Source organism: Streptomyces cynarae, assembly GCF_025642135.1.
In the GTDB taxonomy this organism is placed as follows: domain Bacteria; phylum Actinomycetota; class Actinomycetes; order Streptomycetales; family Streptomycetaceae; genus Streptomyces; species Streptomyces cynarae.
Genome location: NZ_CP106793.1, coordinates 4,215,182 through 4,236,991, shown reverse-complemented (window position 1 = coordinate 4,236,991; position 21,810 = coordinate 4,215,182). Strand labels below are relative to the sequence as shown.

General features: G+C 71.0%; 23 protein-coding genes and 2 pseudogenes. 14 read left to right on the top strand and 11 right to left on the bottom strand.

What is annotated here, in order from left to right; translation table 11 throughout:
• Positions 1-104: 104 nt before the first annotated feature.
• Positions 105-1,031 (bottom strand): mycothiol synthase, encoded by a 927-nt coding sequence (mshD, locus tag N8I84_RS19435; protein WP_263230717.1) that lies wholly within the window; start codon positions 1,029-1,031, stop codon positions 105-107.
• A 148-nt stretch (positions 1,032-1,179) separates the two neighbouring features.
• Between mshD and N8I84_RS19430 the strand changes: the two genes are divergently transcribed.
• Positions 1,180-2,970, top strand: coding sequence for a bifunctional metallophosphatase/5'-nucleotidase (locus tag N8I84_RS19430; RefSeq protein ID WP_263230716.1), 1,791 nt, complete (start codon positions 1,180-1,182; stop codon positions 2,968-2,970).
• 72 nt (positions 2,971-3,042) lie between these two features.
• Here the strand turns inward: N8I84_RS19430 and N8I84_RS19425 are convergent.
• From N8I84_RS19425 to N8I84_RS19395, 7 genes and pseudogenes are all read right to left on the bottom strand, one after another.
• Positions 3,043-4,122 (bottom strand): annotated as a pseudogene (locus N8I84_RS19425) (pectinesterase family protein); the annotation flags it as partial.
• Between the two features lie 134 nt (positions 4,123-4,256).
• Positions 4,257-5,717, bottom strand: coding sequence for a sensor histidine kinase (locus tag N8I84_RS19420; protein WP_263230715.1), 1,461 nt, complete (start codon positions 5,715-5,717; stop codon positions 4,257-4,259).
• The gene (locus N8I84_RS19415) at positions 5,714-6,448 is read right to left on the bottom strand and encodes a response regulator transcription factor (RefSeq protein WP_263230714.1); all 735 of its coding nucleotides are present in this window, start codon (positions 6,446-6,448) and stop codon (positions 5,714-5,716) included. The genes N8I84_RS19420 and N8I84_RS19415 overlap by 4 nt, the downstream gene beginning before the upstream one ends.
• A 161-nt stretch (positions 6,449-6,609) precedes the next feature.
• Positions 6,610-6,885 (bottom strand): hypothetical protein, encoded by a 276-nt coding sequence (locus N8I84_RS19410; protein WP_263230713.1) that lies wholly within the window; start codon positions 6,883-6,885, stop codon positions 6,610-6,612.
• A 37-nt stretch (positions 6,886-6,922) separates the two neighbouring features.
• Positions 6,923-8,023, bottom strand: coding sequence for a S1C family serine protease (locus tag N8I84_RS19405; protein ID WP_263230712.1), 1,101 nt, complete (start codon positions 8,021-8,023; stop codon positions 6,923-6,925).
• Between the two features lie 155 nt (positions 8,024-8,178).
• Positions 8,179-9,201 (bottom strand): LacI family DNA-binding transcriptional regulator, encoded by a 1,023-nt coding sequence (locus tag N8I84_RS19400; protein ID WP_263230711.1) that lies wholly within the window; start codon positions 9,199-9,201, stop codon positions 8,179-8,181.
• A 106-nt stretch (positions 9,202-9,307) separates the two neighbouring features.
• Positions 9,308-10,087 carry a winged helix-turn-helix transcriptional regulator gene (locus N8I84_RS19395; protein WP_263230710.1) on the bottom strand — a complete coding sequence of 260 codons (780 nt, stop codon included), beginning with the start codon at positions 10,085-10,087 and terminating at the stop codon, positions 9,308-9,310.
• Positions 10,088-10,258: 171 nt separating this feature from the next.
• Between N8I84_RS19395 and N8I84_RS19390 the strand changes: the two genes are divergently transcribed.
• From N8I84_RS19390 to N8I84_RS19360, 8 genes and pseudogenes are all read left to right on the top strand, one after another.
• The gene (locus N8I84_RS19390) at positions 10,259-11,113 is read left to right on the top strand and encodes an alpha/beta hydrolase (protein WP_263230709.1); all 855 of its coding nucleotides are present in this window, start codon (positions 10,259-10,261) and stop codon (positions 11,111-11,113) included.
• A 38-nt stretch (positions 11,114-11,151) separates the two neighbouring features.
• Positions 11,152-11,406: a MoaD/ThiS family protein gene (locus N8I84_RS19385; RefSeq protein ID WP_200421040.1), complete on the top strand. Its 255-nt coding sequence runs from the start codon at positions 11,152-11,154 to the stop codon at positions 11,404-11,406.
• 3 nt (positions 11,407-11,409) lie between these two features.
• Positions 11,410-12,491 (top strand): annotated as a pseudogene (locus N8I84_RS19380) (hypothetical protein).
• A gap of 139 nt (positions 12,492-12,630) precedes the next feature.
• A complete protein-coding gene (locus tag N8I84_RS19375; protein WP_263230708.1) occupies positions 12,631-13,374 on the top strand; it encodes an LmeA family phospholipid-binding protein in 744 nt (247 codons plus the stop codon).
• Positions 13,375-13,674: 300 nt separating this feature from the next.
• Positions 13,675-13,755, top strand: a complete 81-nt coding sequence (locus N8I84_RS43165; RefSeq protein ID WP_355139345.1) for a putative leader peptide — start codon at positions 13,675-13,677, stop codon at positions 13,753-13,755.
• Positions 13,756-13,898: 143 nt separating this feature from the next.
• Positions 13,899-14,744 (top strand): sulfurtransferase, encoded by an 846-nt coding sequence (locus N8I84_RS19370; RefSeq protein ID WP_263230707.1) that lies wholly within the window; start codon positions 13,899-13,901, stop codon positions 14,742-14,744.
• A 31-nt stretch (positions 14,745-14,775) separates the two neighbouring features.
• On the top strand, positions 14,776-15,063 hold the full coding sequence (locus N8I84_RS19365) for a DUF1416 domain-containing protein (RefSeq protein WP_103844331.1): 288 nt from the start codon (positions 14,776-14,778) through the stop codon (positions 15,061-15,063).
• 89 nt (positions 15,064-15,152) lie between these two features.
• On the top strand, positions 15,153-15,410 hold the full coding sequence (locus N8I84_RS19360; protein ID WP_103844332.1) for a DUF3099 domain-containing protein: 258 nt from the start codon (positions 15,153-15,155) through the stop codon (positions 15,408-15,410).
• A 27-nt stretch (positions 15,411-15,437) separates the two neighbouring features.
• Here N8I84_RS19360 and N8I84_RS19355 read toward each other — a convergent pair whose 3' ends face one another.
• From N8I84_RS19355 to N8I84_RS19345, 3 genes are all read right to left on the bottom strand, one after another.
• Positions 15,438-17,129: a SpoIIE family protein phosphatase gene (locus N8I84_RS19355; RefSeq protein ID WP_263230706.1), complete on the bottom strand. Its 1,692-nt coding sequence runs from the start codon at positions 17,127-17,129 to the stop codon at positions 15,438-15,440.
• A 67-nt stretch (positions 17,130-17,196) separates the two neighbouring features.
• Positions 17,197-17,559 carry a DsrE family protein gene (locus N8I84_RS19350; protein ID WP_263230705.1) on the bottom strand — a complete coding sequence of 121 codons (363 nt, stop codon included), beginning with the start codon at positions 17,557-17,559 and terminating at the stop codon, positions 17,197-17,199.
• A 42-nt stretch (positions 17,560-17,601) separates the two neighbouring features.
• On the bottom strand, positions 17,602-17,970 hold the full coding sequence (locus tag N8I84_RS19345; RefSeq protein WP_263230704.1) for a hypothetical protein: 369 nt from the start codon (positions 17,968-17,970) through the stop codon (positions 17,602-17,604).
• 178 nt (positions 17,971-18,148) lie between these two features.
• Here N8I84_RS19345 and N8I84_RS19340 point away from each other — a divergent pair, with 178 nt between their 5' ends.
• From N8I84_RS19340 to N8I84_RS19320, 5 genes are all read left to right on the top strand, one after another.
• A complete protein-coding gene (locus N8I84_RS19340; RefSeq protein ID WP_263234817.1) occupies positions 18,149-18,991 on the top strand; it encodes a helix-turn-helix domain-containing protein in 843 nt (280 codons plus the stop codon).
• The gene (locus tag N8I84_RS19335; protein ID WP_263230703.1) at positions 18,973-19,176 is read left to right on the top strand and encodes a DUF397 domain-containing protein; all 204 of its coding nucleotides are present in this window, start codon (positions 18,973-18,975) and stop codon (positions 19,174-19,176) included. The genes N8I84_RS19340 and N8I84_RS19335 overlap by 19 nt, the downstream gene beginning before the upstream one ends.
• An 89-nt stretch (positions 19,177-19,265) precedes the next feature.
• Positions 19,266-20,030: a hypothetical protein gene (locus N8I84_RS19330; RefSeq protein ID WP_313884268.1), complete on the top strand. Its 765-nt coding sequence runs from the start codon at positions 19,266-19,268 to the stop codon at positions 20,028-20,030.
• Positions 20,027-20,830 (top strand): hypothetical protein, encoded by an 804-nt coding sequence (locus N8I84_RS19325; protein WP_263230702.1) that lies wholly within the window; start codon positions 20,027-20,029, stop codon positions 20,828-20,830. Before N8I84_RS19330 ends, N8I84_RS19325 begins: the two co-directional genes overlap by 4 nt.
• Positions 20,827-21,678 carry a hypothetical protein gene (locus N8I84_RS19320; RefSeq protein ID WP_263230701.1) on the top strand — a complete coding sequence of 284 codons (852 nt, stop codon included), beginning with the start codon at positions 20,827-20,829 and terminating at the stop codon, positions 21,676-21,678. Before N8I84_RS19325 ends, N8I84_RS19320 begins: the two co-directional genes overlap by 4 nt.
• The last annotated feature ends 132 nt before the right edge of the window (positions 21,679-21,810 follow it).

Below are 21,810 nucleotides of genomic sequence, written 5' to 3'. Positions count from 1 at the left end.
CCGTCAAGGCCGACAGGGGGGGCTGGGGGCGCAGCCCCCAGGGTCGGGAAGGGTAGGGGCGGCGGGGGCGAAAACCCCCTGCCCCCGGGCCGGAGGCCGGTGGCTCAGGTTTCCGTGCGGTACATCAGGTCCGTCTCGTACGTCGTGAAGCCCAGCCGCTCGTACACCGACAGCGCCGCCTTGTTGTCCGCGTCGACGTACAGCATCGCCGCCGGCAGGCCCCGGGCCGCCAGGTGGCGCAGGCCGATCGTGGTGAGGGCGCGGCCCAGGCCGGTGCCCTGGGTGCCGGGGCGGACGCCCAGGACGTACACCTCGCCGAGCCGCTCCTGCGCATGGATCTTGGTCCAGTGGAAGCCGATCAGTTCGCCCTCCCGTTCCGCCAGGAAGAAGCCCTCCGGGTCGAACCACGGCTCCGCCTTGCGGTCGTCGAGGTCCCGCTGGGTGAGGGAGCCCTGTTCGGGGTGGTGGGCGAACGCCTCCGCGTTGACGGCGAGCCAGGCCGCGTCGTCCTGCCCGGGCACGAACGTGCGCACCGTGACGCCCTCCGGCAACGTCGGCTCCGGCGGGTCGAAGTCCGTCAACGAGCGGCGCAGCTGGCGCAGTTCGCGGAACAGGGTCAGTCCCAGCACCTGTGCCAGGTGCCGCGCCGCGGAGTGGCCGCCGTGTGCCCACACCCGCAGCCGCTTGCCGGAGGCCGCGAGGAGGGCGGAGCCCAGCGCCCGGCCGTGCCCGTGGCCGCGGTGCGCCGGGTGCACGACCAGCTCGGCGGCCGGCGCCTCCACCGGGTCGGTGTCCTCCAGCTGGGCGTACCCGACGAGCGTGCCGTCGACCGTCAGCAGAAGATGGGAGACGCCGTCCCGCTCGCCGCCGCGCAACTGCAGCCGCCCCTGTTCGGACACGGCCTGCTGCCCGTCGACCCGGGCGGCGTAGGCGAGGAGTGCCAGCACGGCGTCGGCCTGTTCGGGCGAGAGCGCGGTGACGGTCTCCAGGGAGCGGGTCGGGGCCGGGCGGGCGGTGTCGTCGCTGGTCATGGGTACGAGGGTACGGGGCGGAGGGAGGAAAGGGGAGGTAAAAGGCAACCCGCTCGTAACCCCGAACCCCCTTTTGCGCTACGCGCGTTGACCCTAAGCTGCGCGAATCACCGTCTTGGCGCGTTCTTTACACACCACAGGGGGGCACATGCCGCCGAACGTCCGGCACAGACGTCTTCACCGCATCCTCGCCGCCGCCGCGGGCCTGGCCACGGCCGGCACCCTTCTCGCCGCGCTCCCGGCCGGCGCCCACGGCAGCAGGCCCGGTCCGCAACACCCCGGTCGCTTCCAGGACGTACAGCTGCTGTCCTTCAACGACCTGCACGGCAACCTGGAGCCGCCGGCCGGCTCCTCCGGACGGGTCACCGAGCGCCAGGAGGACGGCACCACCAAGACCGTCGACGCGGGCGGCGTCGAGTACCTCGCCACGCACCTGCGCCAGGCCCGCACCGGCCACCCGTACTCCATCACCGCCGCCGCCGGCGACATGGTCGGCGCCTCGCCGCTGATCTCCGGCCTCTTCCACGACGAGCCCACCATCCACGCGCTCAACAAGCTCGACCTGGACGTCACCAGCGTCGGAAACCACGAGTTCGACGAGGGCGCGCGGGAACTGGCGCGGCTGCAGAACGGCGGCTGCCACCCGACGGACGGCTGCTACGACGACGGCGAGACGTTCCAGGGCGCGAACTTCCCTTACCTCGCGGCGAACGTGACGGACGAGAAGACCGGCAAGCCGATCCTCAAGCCCTACTGGGTTTGGAAGAAGAACGGCGTCAAGGTCGGCTTCATCGGCGTCACCCTCGAGGGCACCCCGAACATCGTCTCCGCGGAGGGTGTGAAGGGCCTGAAGTTCGGCGACGAGGTCGAGACGATCAACAAGTACGCCAAGGTGCTCCAGCGGCAGGGCGTGCAGTCGATCGTCGCCCTGATCCACGAGGGCGGGGTGCCCGCGTCGAGCGCGTACAACTACGACTGCGACAGCCCGGGCGCGGGCGACGGCATCTCCGGCCCGATCGTCGACATCGCCAAGCACGTCACCCCGGCCGTGGACGCGCTGGTCACCGGGCACACCCACCAGGCGTACGTGTGCACGATCGACGACCCGGCGGGCCGGCCCCGCATGGTGACGTCGGCGGCCTCGTTCGGCCGGCTGTACACGGACACGACGCTGACGTACGACCGCGCGACCGGCGACATCGTCCGTACGGCCGTCACCTCCGCGAACCACGTGGTCACCCGGACCGTCGCCAAGGCGCCCGACATGACCGACCTGATCACCAAGTGGAAGACCCGCTCCGCGCCCGTCGCCTCCCGGCCCATCGGCTACATCGCGGGCGAGATCGGCAACACCGGCACCGAGTCCCCGCTCGGCGACCTGATCGCGGACGCGCAGCTCGCCCACGCCCGGTCCCTCGACCCGGAGGCGGACCTCGCGCTGATGAACCCCGGCGGCATTCGCGCCCCGCTCACCTACGCGGCGAGCGGAGGCGAGGGCGACGGCGTGGTGACGTACGGGGAGGCGTACACGGTGCAGCCGTTCGCCAACACCGTCAACCTGGTGAACCTGACCGGGGCGCAGTTGATCACCGCGCTGCAGCAGCAGGTCAGCGGCGCGAACGAGGCGTCACCGAAGATCCTGCAGGTGTCGAAGGGGCTCACCTACACGCTGGACCTGACCAAGGCCGGCGCCGCGCGCGTGGTCGTGGACTCCGTCCGGCTGAACGGCGCGGCGATCGACCCCGCCGCCACCTACCGCGTCGCGACGAACTCCTTCCTCGCGGGCGGCGGCGACGGCTTCGCCGAGCTGGGCAAGGGCACGAACGTGCTCGTGGGCGGGGACGACCTGGCGGCCTTCGAGACGTACCTGACGGCGAACTCGTCGGCCGCGTCGCCGTATCCGGTGCCCGCGGCGGACCGCATCGCGGTGCTCGAGTAACGCTCGACCGAACGAGGCGGGGCTCCGGACCACTGTCCGGAGCCCCGCCTCGGCCCTTTCCCGGGCGACGGGTCAGGCCCACGGGGTCCAGCCGCCGAGCCAGTCCGCGACCTCATGGTTCGCCGCCTGGGCGTCGGTCAGTTGGGGGCGGTCGGAGCTTGCGGTACCCGCGCCCGGCCCCTTGTTCCTGTACTCGGCGAAGCGGTCGTCCTTCCAGGAGAAGCCGCTCATGTCGGTCCACGGGGCGGTCTTGATCGCCGCGCTGAGTGTGGTGTTGCGGATCGTCGCCTGCGGGTCGAGGGTCGCGTCGCCGCCGGCGTGCCAGGGGCGGCCGAGGTAGAAGCTGCGGTCGGACACGTCACCGCCCACCGTGGAGCCGGCGATCAAAATGCCCTTGCGGTTGGCGACCGTGCTGGGCGCGGTGACGAAGCCGGCCGAGGTGCCGTTCCGGCACTTCTTCAGGGTGATGACGGACTTGTCGATCACCGCGGTGGCGCGGCCGAAGATGTCGGCGTTGCCGACGACGTAGGAATCGGTCATGTAGACCCGGCCCAGCTTGTCCTTCGCGGCGGTGTCGAGCAGCAGGGTGTCCTGGTCGCCGCTGACGATGACGCCGTCCAGGAGGACCTTGTCGGCGGAGGTGCGCAGGGCGACCGCCTGCTGGGCGATGTTCTGGTGGGCGGCCTCGTCGAAGTCGTTGGAGACGGTCAGATTGCGGGCCTGGAAGTCGTCTGCGTCGACGGCGACGGTCGCGCTGCCGCCGGTGCCGTAGGTGCCGGAGCCGTCGGGCTTCTGTGTGCCGACCGCGTTGTTGTAGACGATCACGGTGTCCCTGCGGCTGGCACCGGTGCCCTGGATGGTGACGTGCGGTTTGTCGGCGGGCACCTTGACCGTCTCGCGGTACGTGCCCGGCTCGATCTGGATGACGACCCGGGAGGTGTTGCCCGCGGGCACGGCGTCGACGGCCTTCTGCACGCTGGTGTACTGACCGCTGCCGTCCTTGGCGACGGTGAGGGTGGTGGCCGCGGCGGCGGTTGTGGTCGTCGTCCCGATCGAACTGCGCGGTCCCGCCCCGGACTTGACGAGCGAGGGCACGTCGGCGGCCTTGTCGAGTGTGTAGCCGTAGTAGTTCTTCGGATCCCAGGCCGCGCCGCGTGTCCATACGAGGCATCCGTTCCGTATGAGGGGGCAGCACCGGCGCCGTGCGGGACACGGGCCAACCGGTAGTGGCCGCCGGTGCCGGAAGCGTTGCCGCGGTCTCGTTGCGGACGAATGGCGGGGCGCTGCTACGCGACGGCCGGTTGTTCCTCCGGCGGCGGGGTGGGCGCACCCGGCAGCCGTACCGTCGCCACCGTGCCGCCGCCCTCCGCAGGGGTCAGGGCCACCTCGCCGCCCGCCTGTTCCACCGTGCGGGCCACGATCGACAGGCCGAGGCCAGAGCCGGGCAGGGCGCGGGCGCTCGGGGAGCGCCAGAAGCGGTCGAAGACGTGCGGGAGCTCGTCGGCCGCGATCCCCGGGCCGTGGTCGCGCACGGTCAGGACGCCATCGGCGAGCTGGACCTCGATCGAGCCGCTCTCCGGGCTGAACTTCACCGCGTTGTCCAGGATGTTGACCACCGCCCGCTCCAGCGCGGACGGCTCCGCGCGGACGTACCACGGCTGGAGGTCCGCCGTGATCGTCAGCTCCGGGCCGCGCAGCCGGGCGCGGCGCAGCGCCGACTCCACGACGTCCTGCCACGCCACCACCTGCACCTTGCCGGCGTGCTGGCCGCTCGTGGGGCGCGACAGTTCCTGGAGGTCACCGATGAGCGAGGCCAACTCCGTCATCTGCGCCTTCACCGAGGCCAGCAGCGCCTTGCGGTCCTCCGGGGGCAGCGGGCGGCCCGTCTCCTCGCTGCGGGTGAGGAGTTCGATGTTGGTGCGCAGCGACGTGAGAGGGGTGCGCAGTTCGTGACCCGCGTCCGCGATCAGCTGCTGCTGCAGCTCCCGGGAGCTGGCCAGGGCCGACGTCATCGAGTTGAAGGAACGGGACAGGCGGGCGATCTCGTCCTCGCTCTCCTCGTCCACCGGGATGCGGGTGGTGAGGTCCTCGGTGCGGGCGATGTGCTCGACGGCCTCGGTGAGCTTGTCGACGGGACGCAGGCCCGCCCGGGCCACGGTGAGACCGGCGGCCCCGGCCCCCACGACACCGATGCCGGACACCAACAGGAGGACCAGGGCCAGGTCGCTGAGGGTCTTCTGGGTGTCCCTGAGGGGGACCGCCACGAGCAGGGCGCTGTCGGAGAACAGCTGCACGCCGCCCGGGCCCTCGCTCACCAGCGGTGCCGCGATCACCCGTACCGCGTTGCCCCTGCTGTCGGTGCCGTTGTGGATGATCCTCTTGTCCAGGGTCGGGTTCCTGGCGATCTGGAGGTCGGTGCGGGTGACGTGGAGGAGGCCCGCGGACTGCGGGTAGACGCAGGACGTGCCGTCCGTCTTGATCACCTGCATGTAGTAGGTGTCGGGCTGCGGACCGCGGTCGTCCTGGGGGGTGGGCGAGGTGGTGCAGTTGCTCAGGATGTTCGTCAGGCCCACCATCTTGACCGGGCCGCTGGCGGACGTCAGCTGGTTGTCGACCTGTTGGTACAGCTTGCCCTGCACGATGAACCAGCAGGTGACCGACACCGCCGCCACTCCGAACGCCACCGCGGCCGCCACCAGCAGGGCCAGCCGTGAGCGCAGCGGGAGGGATCGGAACCGTTTGATCACTCGGCGCCGCCCTGCCGCAGGACGTAGCCCACGCCACGCACGGTGTGCACCAGGCGCGGCTCGCCGCCCGCCTCCGTCTTGCGGCGCAGGTACATGACGTACACGTCGAGCGAGTTCGACGACGGCTCGAAGTCGAAGCCCCAGACCGCCTTCAGGATCTGCTCGCGGGTCAGCACCTGGCGCGGGTGCGCCATGAACATCTCCAGGAGCGTGAACTCGGTGCGGGTCAGCTCCACCGGGCGCCCGCCGCGCGTGACCTCGCGGGTGGCGAGGTCCATGCGCAGGTCGGCGAAGGTGAGGACGTCGTTCTCCTCGGCCGCGCCCGCCACGGCCGAGGCATAGTGGCTGCGGCGCAGCAGGGCGCGGATACGGGCGAACAGCTCGTCCAGCTCGAACGGCTTGACCAGGTAGTCGTCGGCCCCGGCGTCCAGGCCGGTGACACGGTCGCCGACCGTGTCGCGGGCCGTCAGCATCAGGATGGGAGTGGTGTCGCCCGCGCCCCGGATCCGGCGGGCGGCGGTGAGGCCGTCCATGCGCGGCATCTGGATGTCGAGGACCAGCAGGTCCGGCTTGTACGCGGTCGCCTTCTCCAGCGCGTCCGCACCGTCCACGGCCACCTCGGTGGCATAGCCCTCGAAGGCGAGGCTGCGCTGGAGTGCTTCACGCACGGCCGGCTCGTCGTCGACGATCAGGATGCGCTGGGGGTCACGGTCGCCTTCGGCGGGGCTCATGGATGTGGAGTTCCTCAAGGTGCGACGGACGGGCGATACGGATTCAGCCTCGCACGATTCGGGTCGGGGACGGAAAGGGCGGGGCGGGCCGGAGTCGCCCTGTGCCCGGGGGTGCGGTGCCGGGGGGAGGTTGCGCAGCCCGGCGCCGACCCGCAGCGGGGTCAGCCCATCACCGCGGTCAGCCGGCTCAGCGGAACCTTGCGGCGGTGCGGCCGCGCGGCCGTCATCCGCAGCCCCATCAGCTGCGGCACCGCCACCTGCGGGACCGCCACCTCGGGGGCGCGCTCGACCCGCGGCCGGGTCCGGGGCCGGGGCTGAGGCCGGGTGCGCACCCGGCGCCGCATCGGGGCGTGGAGCTCGTTCGCCACGGCCAGGGCCAGCAGGACTCCGCCGGGCCGGGTGGCACCGGTGACCTCGTGCACAGCCATCGTGATCATGTCGTACTCCTTACCACTCGCCCGGCGGGGCGCCCGCTCAGCTCTGGGAGCCGGAGCGCAGCGTCGCCAGGTCGGACTTCACGGTGTTGATCGGGATGGCGAAGCCCAGGCCGACGCTTCCGGCACTCGACGAGGTCGAGTCGGAACTGGCCGAGTACATCGCCGAGTTGATGCCGATGACGTTGCCGTTCATGTCGATGAGGGCGCCACCGGAGTTGCCCGGGTTGAGGGAGGCGTCCGTCTGGATCGCCTTGTACGTCGTCGTGGACGAGCCCGTGTCGCCGTTGAACTGCCGGCCGCCGAACGCGAACGGCCACCGGCCGCTGCCGCCCTGCTGCTGGTTCTCGTCGGTCGGCACGGTGACGTCACGGTTGAGTGCGGAGATGATGCCGCTGGTGACCGTGTCGCTCAGGCCCTCGGGAGAGCCGATGGCGACGACCTGGTCGCCGACCTGGAGGCCGTCGGAGTTGCCGAGCGTGGCGGCCTTCAGCCCGGAGGCGCCCTGCAGCTTGAGCAGCGCCAGGTCCTTCTTGCTGTCGGTGCCCACGACCTGCGCGGTGTACGACTTGCCGTCGCTCGTCGTCACCTTGATCGAGGAGGCACCGGAGATGACGTGGTTGTTGGTGACGATCTGGCCGTCGCTGGTGATGATCACGCCGGAACCGGTCGACTCACCCGCGTTCGAGGTGGCGTTGATCTCCACGATGCTCGGGTTGACCGCGGCGACCACTCCGGCGACCGTGCCCCTCGCGCTGGACGGCACCACGTTGGTGCTGGTCGAGCTGGAGGAGACCGCGGTGTCCTTGCCGGTCAGCTCCTGGATCCCGTACGCGGTGCCGCCGCCTATCGCCGCGGCGACGATCGCCACGGCGGCCAGGAGCGCGAGCGGGCCCTTGGTGCGCCGATTCGGCCCGGGCTGGGCCGGGACGACCGGGACGGCCGTGCCGTCGCCGCCGCCGTATCCGTCATGACCGCCGCCGGCTGCGACCGCCGGCTGCGCCGGCTCGTACGCCGGAGGGGGCGGCCACTCCGGGTTCACGGGGGAGGAGGTGTGCTGCTGCTGCTCGGGGTACGCGGACTGGGGTCCGTGACCCTGGGGGTACTCGTACTCGCCGCTGCGGCGGAAGCTCTCGGTCATGAAAAAGAGAGTGTCCCCTGATCATGAGAGCTACCTGAGTCCCCGCTGAGAAGCCCGACAGAACCGTGTATGCCCGATATAAGGCCGCCTCGGGTGCCGTGATGAAGACCCGTTCCCCACGGTTCAGAGGAGTTTCACCGTGACCGCGAGGGCACCTACTCGCACCCGCAGGAGCGGCGCACGACCAACCGGGAGGGGAACAGCTTCAACCGCTCCCGCCGCGACCCCGCCACCCGAAGCCCGTCGTCGAGCACCAGATCGACGGCCGCGCGGGCCATGCCCGAACGGTCCGAGGCGACCGTGGTGAGCGGCGGGTCCGTCAACGCCGCCTCCTTCACGTCGTCGAACCCGGCCACCGCCAGTTCCCCGGGCACGTCGATCCGCAGCTCGCGGGCCGCCCGGAGCACGCCGATCGCCTGGTCGTCGGTGGAGCAGAAGATCGCCGGAGGGCGGTGCGGCCCGGACAGCAGCTCCAGGGCGACGTTGTACGCGTCGTACCGGTTGTACGGCGCCTCGAACAGGCGGCCCTCCGTCGGGATGCCGGCCTCCTGCATCGCGCGCCGCCAGCCCTCGACGTGGTCGGAGACGGGGTCGCCGACCGCAGGCGTCTCGGCCGTACCGCCCATACAGGCGACGTACTCGTACCCGTGTTCGAGGAGGTGTCGCACGGCGAGCTGGGCGCCGCCCAGGTCGTCCGTGACGACGGCGACGTCGTCGATCGCCTCGGGCCGCTCGTGCAGCAGGACGACCCGGGCGTCCCAGGCGTCGATCTCCGCGGCGGCGTGGTCGTTGAGCGCGTGGCTGACCAGGATCAGCCCGGAGACGCGCATGCCGAGGAAGGCCCGCAGATAGTGGACCTCGCGCTCGGCCACGTAGTCGGTGTTGCCGACGAGCACCATCTTTCCGCGCTCGGCGGCGGCCTGCTCGACCGCGTGCGTCATCTCCCCGAAGAAGGGCTGGCGCGCGTCCGGCACGATCATGCCTATGAGGTCCGTGCGCCGCGACGCCATGGCCTGGGCGACCCGGTCGGGCCGGTATCCCAGTTCCTTGATCGCGGCGAGGACGCGCTCGCGCGTGGCCGGGGCGACCGGCCGGGGTCCGTTGTTGATGACATAGCTGACGACGGCGGTGGATGTCCCCGCCAGCCGCGCCACATCGTCCCGAGTCACCTTGGCCACGCGCGGAGTCTACGCGGATGGACCGCCTCTGGGCAGGGCTTTCGGCGTTCTATGCCCCACCTGTGACCTATGCCGTGACCTGCGTCTCCTCCGCGGTGACGTCCGCCTATGCCTCGGCCGTGATCTCGGCCCCGGACACCGGCGCCGACTCGTCCGCGTCGTCCGCCTTCGGCCGGGCCGCCTTGGCCTTCGCCTCGTCGGCGGCGCGCTCCACCTTCTCGGGGGTGACGAAGCGGTAGCCCACGTTGCGGACGGTGCCGATCAGCGACTCGTGCTCGGGCCCCAGTTTGGCGCGCAGCCGTCGTACGTGGACGTCGACCGTGCGCGTGCCGCCGAAGTAGTCGTAGCCCCAGACCTCCTGCAGCAGCTGGGCGCGGGTGAAGACCCGGCCGGGGTGCTGCGCGAGGTACTTCAGGAGCTCGAACTCCTTGAAGGTGAGGTCCAGGATGCGGCCCTTGAGCTTGGCGGAGTAGGTCGCCTCGTCCACGGACAGGTCCCCGTTGCGGATCTCCATCGGGGAGTCGTCGTTGACGATCTGCTGACGGCCCATGGCCAGGCGGAGGCGGGCCTCCACCTCGGCGGGGCCGGCGGTGTCGAGGAGCACGTCGTCGATGCCCCAGTCGGCGGTGACGGCCGCGAGACCGCCCTCGGTGACGACCAGGAGAAGCGGACAGCCGGGCCCGGTGGAGCGCAGGAGCTGGCACAGGCTGCGCACCTGCGGCAGGTCCCGTCGCCCGTCGACGAGGATGACGTCGGCACCCGGGGTGTCGACGAGGGCGGGGCCTTCCGCCGGAGCCACTCGCACGTTGTGCAGGAGCAGGCCGAGAGCGGGAAGCACCTCCGTCGACGGCTGAAGGGCGTTGGTCAGGAGCAGCAGAGAACTCATATGTCTTGTTCCTCCTCGGTCCCTGCGAGGACGTTTGGCGGGGCGGCACTGCTCTGCGCATCCCGGGGCCCGTACACCTGCGGTTTCCCGCGTCGTATACAACGCTTCCGAAAGCACAAAAGGACCCGGGGGCTACGCTGCCCGAGTCCTCTGCCCAGCAGAATAGCCCACATGAGCTCTGGTACGTCAGGTGGAACGGCACGATCCACGGTTCGTCCGCACTCCGAGACGGCTCGTCGCGGGCCCGTGCGGACGTTTCTCCGCACGCTCGACGGGGTGACGATCGACGCCGCATACGATCCGGGATCCGTTGTATACGACACCGGCCGTCCATCTCCCGGCCACCTGAGTGATCTCGCGATCGTCGTGGCCCACGGCTTCACGGGTGATCTGGAGCGGCCCCATGTGCGCCGGGTGGCGGGCGTCCTCAGGCAGTACGGCGCGGTGGTGACGTTCTCCTTCCGGGGCCACGGGGCGTCCGGCGGCCGCTCCACGGTCGGCGACCGCGAGGTGCACGATCTGGCGGCCGCCGTGCGGTGGGCGCGGGAGCTGGGGCACACGCGCGTGGCCACCGTCGGCTTCTCGATGGGCGGCTCGGTGGTGCTGCGGCACGCGGCGGCGCACGAGGAGGGCGCGGACACGGACGCGGTGGTGTCCGTGAGTGCGCCCGCCCGCTGGTACTACCGGGGCACGGCCCCCATGCGGCGGCTGCACTGGCTGGTGACCCGCCCCGAGGGACGCCTGCTGGGCCGCTACGGCCTGCGCACCCGCATCCACCACCGCGACTGGGACCCGGTACCGGCCTCCCCGGTCGAATCAGTCCCCCTGATCGCGCCGACCCCGCTGCTGATCGTGCACGGCGACCAGGACGGCTACTTCCCCGTCGACCACCCCCGCATGCTGGCCGAGGCCGCCCCTGACCACGCCGAACTGTGGCTGGAGCCCGGCATGGGCCACGCCGAGCACGCCAGCGGCGACGCCCTCCTGGCCCGCATCGGGGAGTGGGTGGCCGTCCGGGCGGGCTAGCCTGAGCGGTGTTCACCACGACCGAGTCGAGGAAGCAGATGGCAAAGGGCACGGTGCGCTACTGGGCCGCCGCGAAGGCGGCCGCGGGGGTCGCCGAGGAGCCGTACGACGCGACGACGCTCGCGGAGGCGCTCGACGCGGCGCGCGAGAGGCACCCCGGCGAACTCGTCCGCGTCCTGAAGCGCTGCTCCTTCCTGGTCGACGGTGACCCCGTCGGGACCCGTGAGCACGAGACGGTACGGCTGGCCGAGGGCGGCACGGTCGAGGTGCTCCCGCCGTTCGCAGGAGGATGAGCGATGAGCAACCAGCCGTACGAGGGCTACGAGGGACACGCGGCCCCCGGCTACGGGGGCTATGACGCCCACCAGGCCCCGCAGTCCCGACAGCCCCACGAGGGGTACCCGCAACAGGGTTGGTACGACCCGAACGGCGCGGCCCACCCGCAGCAGCATCAGCAATGGCAGCAGCAGCCCTACGGGGCCGCGCAGCCGTTGCCGCCGGAGGCGCACGCGCAGGCGTACGAGCCGCACGGTTACGCGGCGCCCGGCGTCGCCGTCACCGCGACGACGACCGCCACCACCGAGCCCGGGCCCCCGCCGTCGACCCGGCCACCCTGCCCGCCAACCAGCGGGCCCGGCTCGAGGGCCGTTCGCCGGTCATCGAGCCCGGGTTGCAGCCCGCGGCGCTCACCGCGGTGCTGGGGGCGCTGCTCGCCGGGGCCGCGGCCGTGGGGACGTACGCACTGGTCGTACCGCTCGTGATCCTTCAGGCAGTGACGGCGGCCGGATGGTTCCGGCTGAACGGCATGTGGCCGGCCCGGCAGGGCATCGCGCTGGCGTTCCTGGGCGCGGTCACCGCGGACGTGGCGCTGCTGGTGGCGGGCCGGGAACAGGCGCCGGCGGCGATCCTGGGCACGCTCGGCGTCTGGGTCCTGCTGTCCCTGGTCCTCCAGCTCAGGTCGCACGCCGACCCGGACACACGGATGTACGGCCTGATGGCGACGGTCGCCTCGGCCGCGCTGTCGATCGTCGCGGCCGGGCACCTGGCTGCCGTACCCGACGCGGTCACGGTGGGCGCGATCGCGGTCGCCGTGGCGGTCCTGGCCCGCGCGCTGCCGCTGCCGACGGCGGCGTCGGTGGTGGTGGCCCTGCTGGCGGCGTCGGGCGCGGGCATCGCGATGGGCGGCGCGACGGGTTTCGGCACCTCGGGTGCGTCGGGCGCGTTCCTCGGACTGGGCGCGGGTGTCTGTGCGCTGATCGGCCACCGGGTGGCGAGCTACGACTACCCCTCCCGCTTCGTCCACTTCACGGCGGGCGTCGCGCTGCCGCTGACGGCGGCGGCGCCGGTGATCTACGTACTGGGCCGGGCGCTGGGCTGAGCAAGGCGGCTCCGCCCCTCCGTGTCACAGGTGATCGACAATTCCCCGTTTCCCCTTCCCCCGGCGGGTACTGTCACGCAGGACGGCCTCCGGGCCGTCGGGACCGCTGTGACGACCGCCGACGTGGGGACGACCGAGCATGCGCGCACTGCGAATACTGCTGATCCTCGTGGTGATCCTGGGCGGCCTCTTCGTGATCGCGGACCGCGTTGCGGTTCACTTCGCGCAGAACGAGGCGGCCGACAAGCTCAAGACCACCGAGAACCTGGCCACCACCCCGGACGTGTCCATCAAGGGCTTCCCCTTCCTCACCCAGGTCCTCTCCGGCGAGCTGGACGACGTCGAGGTCGGCATCAAGGACTACGACGCGACCACCGGCAACGGCTCCGAGAAGATCCGTATCGACGACCTGAACGCGTCGATGAAGGGTGTGACGTTCTCCGGCAGCTTCAGCTCGGCCACCGCGGCCGACGCCACCGGGACCGCGCTCATCACGTACGACGAGCTGCTGAAGACCGCCAAGGCACAGCCCACCGATGTCGCTCCCGGTGTCACCGCCAGGGTGATCGGCCTGTCCGACGGCGGGAACGGGAAGATCAAGGTCGCCGTCAAGGTCGAGGCGCCCGCTCTCGGCATCAAGCTGCCGAACCCGGTCTACGTGCTCAGCTCGGTCACCGCCCAGGGCAACACCGTCAGGGTCCACGCCGACAACCTGCCCGAGCTCGCCGGCATGGAGGTCGCCGGCTCCCGGATCCGTACCATCACCGACTTCCAGCAGCGCATCGACCAGCTCCCCGGTGGCATCAAGCTCGACAAGGTCCAGGCCGCGAAGGACGGTGTGGAGATCACGGTGAAGGGTTCGGACGTCCGGCTCGCCGGGTAGGACGACCGGCGACCGCGACGACCGGCAACCGGCGACCGGCGACCGGCGACCGGCAGCGACGGCAGGCCCCGAAGGCGGGCGCAGGCCGGGCTCGGACCGGGCGCGGGCCGGGCGCTCAGACCGATTGTCCGATGGGCGAGACGCCCCCGTCCGTAGCGTAGATGGGGTGCGGGACGCGCGCGCCCGGGAGCCGTACGGCGACCGCCCGTCGGCGCATCCCATCCCACATCGCGGACGATCGCATCTCACCATTCGACACCCCGGTGACACGCGCCGCGCCCGGTCCCTACGATCGACCCCATGCAGCGACAGGCGGATCTCACGAAGCGGCGGGCAGTAGACCTGTGCCGCGTCGCCGCCATGCTCTGTCGCACTTCCTGAGCGGGAGGGTTCCACTCCCGTATCCCGGCCCCGGTTCCTGACACAGGGCCACTCGTGCGCCGCGTACGCCACCGCGACACCGCGTACCCGCACCCCTTCTGACTCGCAACGCCCCGCCGCAACTGCCCCGGAGGAGAAGAAGCATGAGCCGCAGCGACGTCCTGGTAGACGCCGACTGGGTCGAGCAGCACCTGGACGACCCCAAGGTCGTCGTCGTCGAGGTCGACGAGGACACCACGGCGTACGAGAAGAACCACATCAAGAACGCTGTCCGCATCGACTGGAAGCAGGACCTCCAGGACCCGGTCCGCCGCGACTTCGTCAACCAGGAGCAGTTCGAGACGCTCCTGTCGGAGAAGGGCATCGCCAACGACGACACGGTCGTCCTCTACGGCGGCAACAACAACTGGTTCGCGGCCTACGCCTACTGGTACTTCAAGCTCTACGGCCACGAGGACGTCCGTCTCCTCGACGGCGGCCGCAAGAAGTGGGAGCTGGACGCCCGCGAGCTGGTCGACGGCACCGAGGTGCCCGAGCGCGCGAAGACCGAGTACACGGCCAAGCCGCAGGACGCCTCGATCCGTGCCTTCCGCGACGAGGTCGTCGACGCGATCGGCACCAAGAACCTGGTCGACGTCCGCTCGCCCGACGAGTTCTCCGGCAAGCTGCTCGCCCCGGCTCACCTGCCGCAGGAGCAGTCGCAGCGCCCCGGCCACGTCCCGAGCGCCAAGAACATCCCTTGGTCGAAGTCGGCCAACGACGACGGCACCTTCAAGTCCGACGAGGAGCTGAAGGAGCTGTACCAGTCCGAGGGCGTGGACCTGGCCAAGGACACCATCGCCTACTGCCGCATCGGTGAGCGCTCCGCGCACACCTGGTTCGTGCTGCACGAGCTGCTCGGCCAGGAGAACGTCAAGAACTACGACGGTTCCTGGACGGAGTACGGCTCCCTGGTGGGCGTGCCGATCGAGCTCGGCGCCGGTAAGTAAGACCGACCTCTCAGAAAAGACGGAGAAGCACATGTGTGGAGCGAAGGCCGGCGGCCCCGACGCCTCGACGATCAAGCCCGGTGAGACCACCATCCAGGGCCAGGTGACCCGCAACGGCGAGCCCGTGACCGGGTACGTGCGCCTCCTGGACTCGACCGGCGAGTTCACCGCCGAGGTCCCCACCTCGGCGACCGGACAGTTCCGCTTCTACGCGGCCGAGGGCACCTGGACCGTACGCGCCCTGGTGCCGGGCGGCACCGCGGACCGTACCGTCGTCGCCCAGAAGGGCGGCCTCGCGGAGGTCGCGATCGCGGTCTGAGCAGCACCGCGCATGGCTGAAGGGCCGCACCCACGGGTTGGACACCTCGGGTGCGGTCCTTCCGCATGTCCGCGGGGCATAGTGAAGGTATGTACGCACGACGACGCCACGTGTACTTCGCCATGATGGGCACCTGTCTGGCGCTGTTCGTCCTGGCCTGGGGAGTCGTGCGCATCTGGTCGGTTCCGGCGGCGGTGGGCATGTGCGTGGTCGCGATGGTGATCCCGCCCCTGGCCGCGATGGTCGCGAACCGCCGGGGCCCCGAGGACCGCTGGTGGGACGACCCGTCCGGGGACCCGCAGTCCGACGAGTGGTGGGACGAGCTGGACGGCAAGAAGCGGCGGTGACCGCGGGCCTGGTTCCGGCCGGACGGGTCAGGCGGGGATGCGTACGGCCAGGACGGCCACGTCGTCGTCGTTGTGCGGCGCGCGGGCCCGCTCCAGCAGGAGGTCGGTGAAGGGGTCCAGGGCGCGGTGGGCCAGGGACGCGGCGGTGCGGCGCAGCCGCTCCAGGCCCTCGTCGATGGAGTGACCAGGGGATTCGATCAGCCCGTCGGTGTACAGAACGAGGGTGGACCCGGGCGGTAGCAGAGCCGTCGCGTCCTCGCGCTCCTGCTCGGGCTCGAGGCCCAGGAGGACGCCGTGCCCGTCGGTGAGATAGGTGGCCACACCTTCGTGGCTGACCAGCAGGGGCGGCGGATGCCCGGCGTTGGTCCAGGACAGTTCGCAGTGTCCGTCGTAGGCCACGGTCATCCGGGCGAACACCATGGTGGCCATGGAGACCTCGGCGATGGACAGGGACGCCCGGTCCAGCCACTCGACGATCCTGCTCGGTGGCTTCTCCTGCGACCAGGCGTAGGCGCGGAGCATGTTGCGCAACTGTGCCATGCCCGCCGCGGCGTCCAGGTCGTGCCCGACGACGTCGCCGACGACCACGGCCATGGCGCCGTCCGTCAGGGTGAAGGCGTCGTACCAGTCGCCGCCGACCTGTGAGGCGTCCGGCGCGGGCAGGTAGCGGGCGGTCATCGCGTATCCCTGCACGCGGGGCAGCTGGGGCAGCAGATGGCGCTGCATGGTCTCGGCGACCTTGCGCTGCCGCTGGTAGAGACGCGCGTTGTCCAGGGCCAGCCCGGCACGCCGGGTGATGTCCTCGAGCAGCGCGATGTCCGCCGCGGTGAACCGCTCGGGTCGTTCGGAGCGGCCCAGGGTCAGGGCTCCCAGCACCTCCCGCACGGTGCGGATGGGAGCGATGGCGGCCGAGTGCATGCCGGTCGCCTCGAACAGGCGGCGCTGCTCGACCGCGATGCCCGAGTCCGGCGGGCCCTGGTAGGTCTCCGGCCCGGCCAGCGTGGACGCCACGCCGCGCAGGGCCCGGGAAAGAGGCATCGGGGAATCCTCGGGCACCGGCGGCATCGCTCCCTCGAGGTCCTCCCGGTGCACCAGGACCCCGTTCTCCGTGTGCACGACGGCGAAGCGCCGCACCTCGTCGCGCACGGTGATCAGGTCGACGACGGCCCAGTCCGCGAGGCGGGGCACGACCAGGTTCACCAGCCGGTCCATCGCCTCGTCGACGTCCAGGGTGGAGCTCAGCGTCGTGGTGGTCTCGGCCAGCAGCGCCAGCCGCTCCAGCTCCGAGAGCGACGCGCCGACCCGCTCCTGCGGTTCACCGGGCGTCTGCTCCTGGGCGAACGGGTGGAAGAGGACGAGGGTGGCGTTGAGCCGCCGGTCACCCGTGCGGAAGGGCGTGGCCAGCCACGCGATCTGCAGCAGGGAGCCGTCGCCGCGTTCCATCCACTCCTCGCCCCCCTGCGCCGGGCGTCCGGTCAACGCGGCCTCCCGCATCCGGCACTGGGCCCTCGGCACGGTCTCCCCGTGGCGGGTGCGGTGCAGCACGTCGTGTGCGTCCTGCCCGAGCAGCTCGGCGACAGGCCGGACAAGGAGCTGCTCGGCCCGGGTGTTGACATGGAGGATGCAGCCGCGCTCGTCGTTCAGGTACGCCCCGATGCCCAGGGCCTCCAGGGCCCTGGCGACCTCGTCGGGTATGCCCGTCGCCTGGGGGTCCGTCATGGTCGACCTCCACTCCCACTTCGTCGGAGTTCCCCGTAGGGCGGAGGTGACGCTCGGCGCGGCCGGGTCAGTACACGAGCGCCTGGGTGTCCTCCGCCAGTGCCTCCTGGACGAAGACCTGCGCCCCCGCGATCCGTACGCCCTCGATGACGTCCTTCTCCGTGATCTCGCGGCGGGCCGCGCACTGCGTGCACAGGGTGATCCGGCCGGCTGCCATGATCGACTCGATCAGGTCGGGCAGCGGCGCGGCGTGCGGCAGCTCGAACTCGGCGGCGCGGCCCGGCAGCGCGAACCACGACGACTCACCGGTCAGCCAGAGCGAGACGTCCACGCCGCTGGCGACGGCGACCGCCGCCACCGTGAACGCCTGAGAGCAGCGCTCGGGCGCATCGGCCCCCGCCGTCACCTTGATCACGAGCTTCTTGGCCATGTCCGCAGCCTAGTCCTGCCGGGGCGAAGGCGGTGGGCCCGGTCAGGCGCGGTGCTCCTGGTTGTGGTGGCGGCGCAGCAGGACGTTCGCGTCCGTCTCGGTGCTGCCGTCGTACTCCGCCCGCGCGGTCTCCCGCCGTGCGGCCAGCTCCTCGCACGTCGCACAGCCCCGGACGGGCAGGGGAGGGCGGCTGGTGTCGTCGGCGGCCCGGGCGCGCTCGTTCGCCGCCCTGACCCCGGCGCTGAGCCGCTCCCGCTGGGTGGCGGGACGGAGGGCGGCTGGATCGGCCTGCCACTCCCGGCCGCCGCCGACCGGGCGCAGCATGGCGTACGGCCCTGATCTGTCCTGGTACTCGCCGACCTTGCGGGTGGCCGGGTCGTAGACGAGCGCTCCGCGTTCCAGGGCCGTCATCGGTTCCGTTCCTTTCCACAACGCCTGCGCGCAGCGCGACGCTTGGACTACGCTGCGTGTTCGGGACGTTACGAGCATGGCCCCTGAGCAGGGCCGCAACGCCGTGGACGAGGTCTGCTTCTCCGCCTCCAGGCGCTCTTTCCACACCTTCCACGGCCGTATTGCACGGAGGAGCGCAATGCCGCCGAGACGGGTGATCACGGGACGGAGCCAGGAGCCGCGCAGGCGGTTCGCGGAGGAGTTGCGCCTGCTGCGGACCGAGCGGGGCGTGAGCCTGCGGGAGCTGGCGAAGGTGGTCGGCTGGGACCCCTCCCAGTTCGGAAAGATGGAGAGCGGCCAGACGCTGGGCGGCCCGGAGGTCGTCCAGGCGCTGGACCAGTACTACGGGACGCCGGGACTGCTGCTGGCCCTGTGGGAGTTGGCGGTGGGGGATCCGTCGCAGTTCAAGGAGCAGTACCGGCGGTACATGATGTTGGAGGCGGAGGCGGTCAGCCTGTGGCACTTCGGAGTGAGCATCCTGCCGGGCTTGCTCCAGACCGACGGGTACGCGCGTGAGGTCCTGGCACTGGGCGGTGCCAAGGGCGAGGAGCTGAATCAGCAGGTCGAAGCCCGCACTGGGCGACGAAAGCTACTAGAGGGGGAGGAGGCGCCGCCGTTCCGCGCCCTTCTCGCGGAGGCAGTGCTGCGTACGCCGCTGCGTGACGACGAGGCGTGGCGACACCAGCTCGAGTATCTGCTGGAGGCGTCGGAGCGCCCGAACATCACGATCCAGGTGCTGCCGCAAAGCTCCGGGCTGTACGGGCTGGTGAGCAGCGCGGTGATGTTCTTGCGGTTGCTGGACGGGAAGACGGTGGCGTACACGGAGAACGCGTACCGCGGTGAACTGATCGAAGAAAACAGCTCAGTTGAGCTCCTGCAACGTGCGTACGATTCGATGCGTGACATGGCTCTGAACCCGGCCGAGTCGCGCAAGTTCGTCCTGCGGATGTTGGAGGAAGTGCCGTGCGAGCGATCGATCTGACTAACGCGAGCTGGCGCAAGAGCAGCTACAGCAATCCGGACGGCGGCGAGTGCGTCGAGATCGCCCCCGACCTCCCCTCCGTCGTCCCCGTCCGCGACAGCAAGGACCCCGCCCGCGGAACCCTCCTCTTCGAGACCGCGGCCTGGGCCCGCTTCATCGACGAGGTCAAGCGCACCGAATCGTGATCAACTCCATGAGCAACCCTGCCCGTTGCCCATGAGTCTCCTGTGCGCACGGATGCCGATCCGTGTGTCGCTTTCCATGAGGGGACGTCTTGGAGTTGTCGGAAGTCGCGGGTGCGCCCGAATCGGTCCCTGATCCGGGTCCGCCCGCCGTACGCCGCAGCGGGCGTACGACCCTGCTGATCGCCGCGGCCGCCGTGCTCGGCGTCGTCGCGGGCACCTGCACCGGTTACGTGATCCAGGCCGGCCGCCGACCCACCCCGCTGCCGCCCCTGTCTCAGCCCGTACTCGCCCAGGCCAAGGGCAAGGGCCCCGAGCCGCTGTCCGCCGCGCAGGACCGCCGGGTCCGGACCGACGGCGACCTGCGGGCGTTTCTGCTCAAGCGGCCGAGCGGCGCACAGGACCCCCTGTTCGAGCCGGGTCACGACGGTTGGATGAGCCTCGCGGAGTACGCGGAGACCTTTAAAAAGCCGGCCAACGAGTTCAAGTACGAGATCGGCGCCGAGTTCCGCCGGGCCGCAGTCACCGCCTGGCGACTGGACGACACGTACAGCGTCGAGATCCGTCTTGTGCAGTACCGCCAGGAGGAACGGCTCGCCGCGGCCGACTCTGCCGAGAACGGTCGCTACTGGGCGGAGCGCGAGGCCGGATCGCGCAGTTGGGCCATCCCTGGTACGGGGGACGGCAGGGCGTACGTCCACACCAGGCCCGATACCGAGTCCGGCGTATCGGTGTACTCCGCAGAGGCGCACGCCCGGCGCGGAGACATCGCCATGGAGATCTGGATCTACGACACGAAGCCCATCTCCAAGGAGAAGGTCATGGACCTGGCGAAGCGGCAGGTGGGGCGGCTGTGAATGACAACAGCGAGAGCAGCCAGTCCGGCGCGGCAGCGATCGCCGCACCGCCCGACGGGCTTCCGGCGCGGGGCCCCGTACGCCGTGGCCGCGTCGCCGCTGTCACCGGAGCCGTCCTGCTGGCTGCGGCCCTGGTCGTCGGCGTCGGGTACACCGCTGTGACCGTCAGCGACGCCGACCGGGACGCGGGCGCGCCCACCTGGAAGTTCCCGGCGCAGCAGAAGGACTCGGAGGCGAAACCGGCGTCCGCGTCCGGGCTCGCCGGCATGCTCGTGCCGTACGGCACCGACGACTTGGTCCGCGGTCCCGACATCGACCAGTACGGTGCCGACGCACATCTGAGCGGAGCCGAGGCCGCCGCCTTGCGCAAGCAGTCTCTGAGCGCTCTGCCGCGCTCGCAGCGGCTGCGACTGGAGAAGCAGATCGACAGTCAGCACACCACGGGCATGGCCCTGCGCAGCTATCTCAGCACGGACAAGGCGTTCACCATGGACGTCGTCCTGACGCAGCTGGAGAGCCGCGCGGCGGTACGCGACATCTCGACGTTCCAGAACGAGTTCCTGAGCGCCCTGAGCGTCTTCCGGAAGGGCCCGGCGATCCGGGGCCACAAGAACGCGCACTGCTTCCTGTCGCCGACCGAGGCGGGCGAGAAGCTCGACATGATGTTCTGCTCCGCGTACCAGGGCGACGTGCTCGTCACGGCGACGGCGTACGGGGCCGGACCGATGGACACCGAAGGGGCTGCGGTGCTGCTGCGCACTCAGCTCGACCGCATCGCGGACCCGGGGAAGGCGGTATGACCGAACAGACGGAGCGGACCGAGGTGCAGCACGTGGTGGTGCCGTCGGAGCCTGGAACGCCGCCCCTCGCACCGCCCCCGGTGAAGAAGGATCGCCGCGCCCTGCGCGCCCTCCTGCGCTGGACGGCCGCCGTAGCCGTCTTCGCGGTGGCCGGGGGTGCGACGGCGTACGGCATCACGCGGCCGGAGCGCACCGACCTCCCCTGGCTGGCCACAGCCTCCGACGGGCGCTGGGAGTACCCGCGGCTGGTGAAGCCGCCGCTGCCGTCCGGCAGTCCGGGGCCGTTCGCCGAGCGGAACAGCACCGGGAGTCACTACGCCGACCTGCGGGCCCTCCTTCTACCCGCCCCCGAGGGCGCTAGGGCCGACGCGACGTTGCGCGGCACGGACGGCTGGCTGCCGGCGCGGACCTTCCTCGCGGAGTTCACCGACCAGGATGACCGCAAGGAGCTCGGGCAGCTGCTGACGGACAACGGCCTGCGACATGTCGCCGCCCGCGGCTGGAACACCCCCGACGGCACGCACACGCGGATCTACCTGCTGCAGTTCGACACCGCGGCCGTCGCGGACGAGTTCCTGTCCAGCAAACTGATCGACTACAGCGCCCCGCGGTACGCCGTGCGCGGTGCCGCGGAGGTGGCCAGGGACGACTACCCGGGCGCCGCCCAGGTCGAGGACGTGAAGCACCAGGTGTTCGCGGAGACCAAGCCCTACGGCGCCGAACAGGTCCGCGAGGCGTATCTGTCCGCCGGCGACACTTTGGCGCTGATCGTGCAGTCCAGGAAGGGCGGCGCGAAGGCCGTGCCCTTCCAGCAGACGATCGTCCTGCAGAGCGAGCTGCTCGGCTAGCCGACCTCGGGGAGAGGAGCCGGGTCCCGGCCGACTACAGTGGGACCCGGCTCTTGTGTACCCACCCTCGCTCAGCAAGGAGCACTCCCGTGGAGATCTTCTTCGAAACCCTGCTGGTCCTGGTCTGCGTCG

What these genes read in the sequence shown, in the direction of transcription:
- mshD (WP_263230717.1), bottom strand. Translation starts at nt 1,031, where the DNA reads ATGACCAGCGACGACACCGCCCGCCCGGCCCCGACCCGCTCCCTGGAG.
- N8I84_RS19430 (WP_263230716.1), top strand. Translation starts at nt 1,180, where the DNA reads ATGCCGCCGAACGTCCGGCACAGACGTCTTCACCGCATCCTCGCCGCC.
- N8I84_RS19415 (WP_263230714.1), bottom strand. Translation starts at nt 6,448, where the DNA reads ATGAGCCCCGCCGAAGGCGACCGTGACCCCCAGCGCATCCTGATCGTC.
- N8I84_RS19410 (WP_263230713.1), bottom strand. Translation starts at nt 6,885, where the DNA reads ATGATCACGATGGCTGTGCACGAGGTCACCGGTGCCACCCGGCCCGGC.
- N8I84_RS19405 (WP_263230712.1), bottom strand. Translation starts at nt 8,023, where the DNA reads ATGACCGAGAGCTTCCGCCGCAGCGGCGAGTACGAGTACCCCCAGGGT.
- N8I84_RS19395 (WP_263230710.1), bottom strand. Translation starts at nt 10,087, where the DNA reads ATGAGTTCTCTGCTGCTCCTGACCAACGCCCTTCAGCCGTCGACGGAG.
- N8I84_RS19390 (WP_263230709.1), top strand. Translation starts at nt 10,259, where the DNA reads ATGAGCTCTGGTACGTCAGGTGGAACGGCACGATCCACGGTTCGTCCG.
- N8I84_RS19385 (WP_200421040.1), top strand. Translation starts at nt 11,152, where the DNA reads ATGGCAAAGGGCACGGTGCGCTACTGGGCCGCCGCGAAGGCGGCCGCG.
- N8I84_RS19375 (WP_263230708.1), top strand. Translation starts at nt 12,631, where the DNA reads ATGCGCGCACTGCGAATACTGCTGATCCTCGTGGTGATCCTGGGCGGC.
- N8I84_RS43165 (WP_355139345.1), top strand. Translation starts at nt 13,675, where the DNA reads ATGCAGCGACAGGCGGATCTCACGAAGCGGCGGGCAGTAGACCTGTGC.
- N8I84_RS19370 (WP_263230707.1), top strand. Translation starts at nt 13,899, where the DNA reads ATGAGCCGCAGCGACGTCCTGGTAGACGCCGACTGGGTCGAGCAGCAC.
- N8I84_RS19365 (WP_103844331.1), top strand. Translation starts at nt 14,776, where the DNA reads ATGTGTGGAGCGAAGGCCGGCGGCCCCGACGCCTCGACGATCAAGCCC.
- N8I84_RS19360 (WP_103844332.1), top strand. Translation starts at nt 15,153, where the DNA reads ATGTACGCACGACGACGCCACGTGTACTTCGCCATGATGGGCACCTGT.
- N8I84_RS19355 (WP_263230706.1), bottom strand. Translation starts at nt 17,129, where the DNA reads ATGACGGACCCCCAGGCGACGGGCATACCCGACGAGGTCGCCAGGGCC.
- N8I84_RS19350 (WP_263230705.1), bottom strand. Translation starts at nt 17,559, where the DNA reads ATGGCCAAGAAGCTCGTGATCAAGGTGACGGCGGGGGCCGATGCGCCC.
- N8I84_RS19345 (WP_263230704.1), bottom strand. Translation starts at nt 17,970, where the DNA reads ATGACGGCCCTGGAACGCGGAGCGCTCGTCTACGACCCGGCCACCCGC.
- N8I84_RS19340 (WP_263234817.1), top strand. Translation starts at nt 18,149, where the DNA reads ATGCCGCCGAGACGGGTGATCACGGGACGGAGCCAGGAGCCGCGCAGG.
- N8I84_RS19320 (WP_263230701.1), top strand. Translation starts at nt 20,827, where the DNA reads ATGACCGAACAGACGGAGCGGACCGAGGTGCAGCACGTGGTGGTGCCG.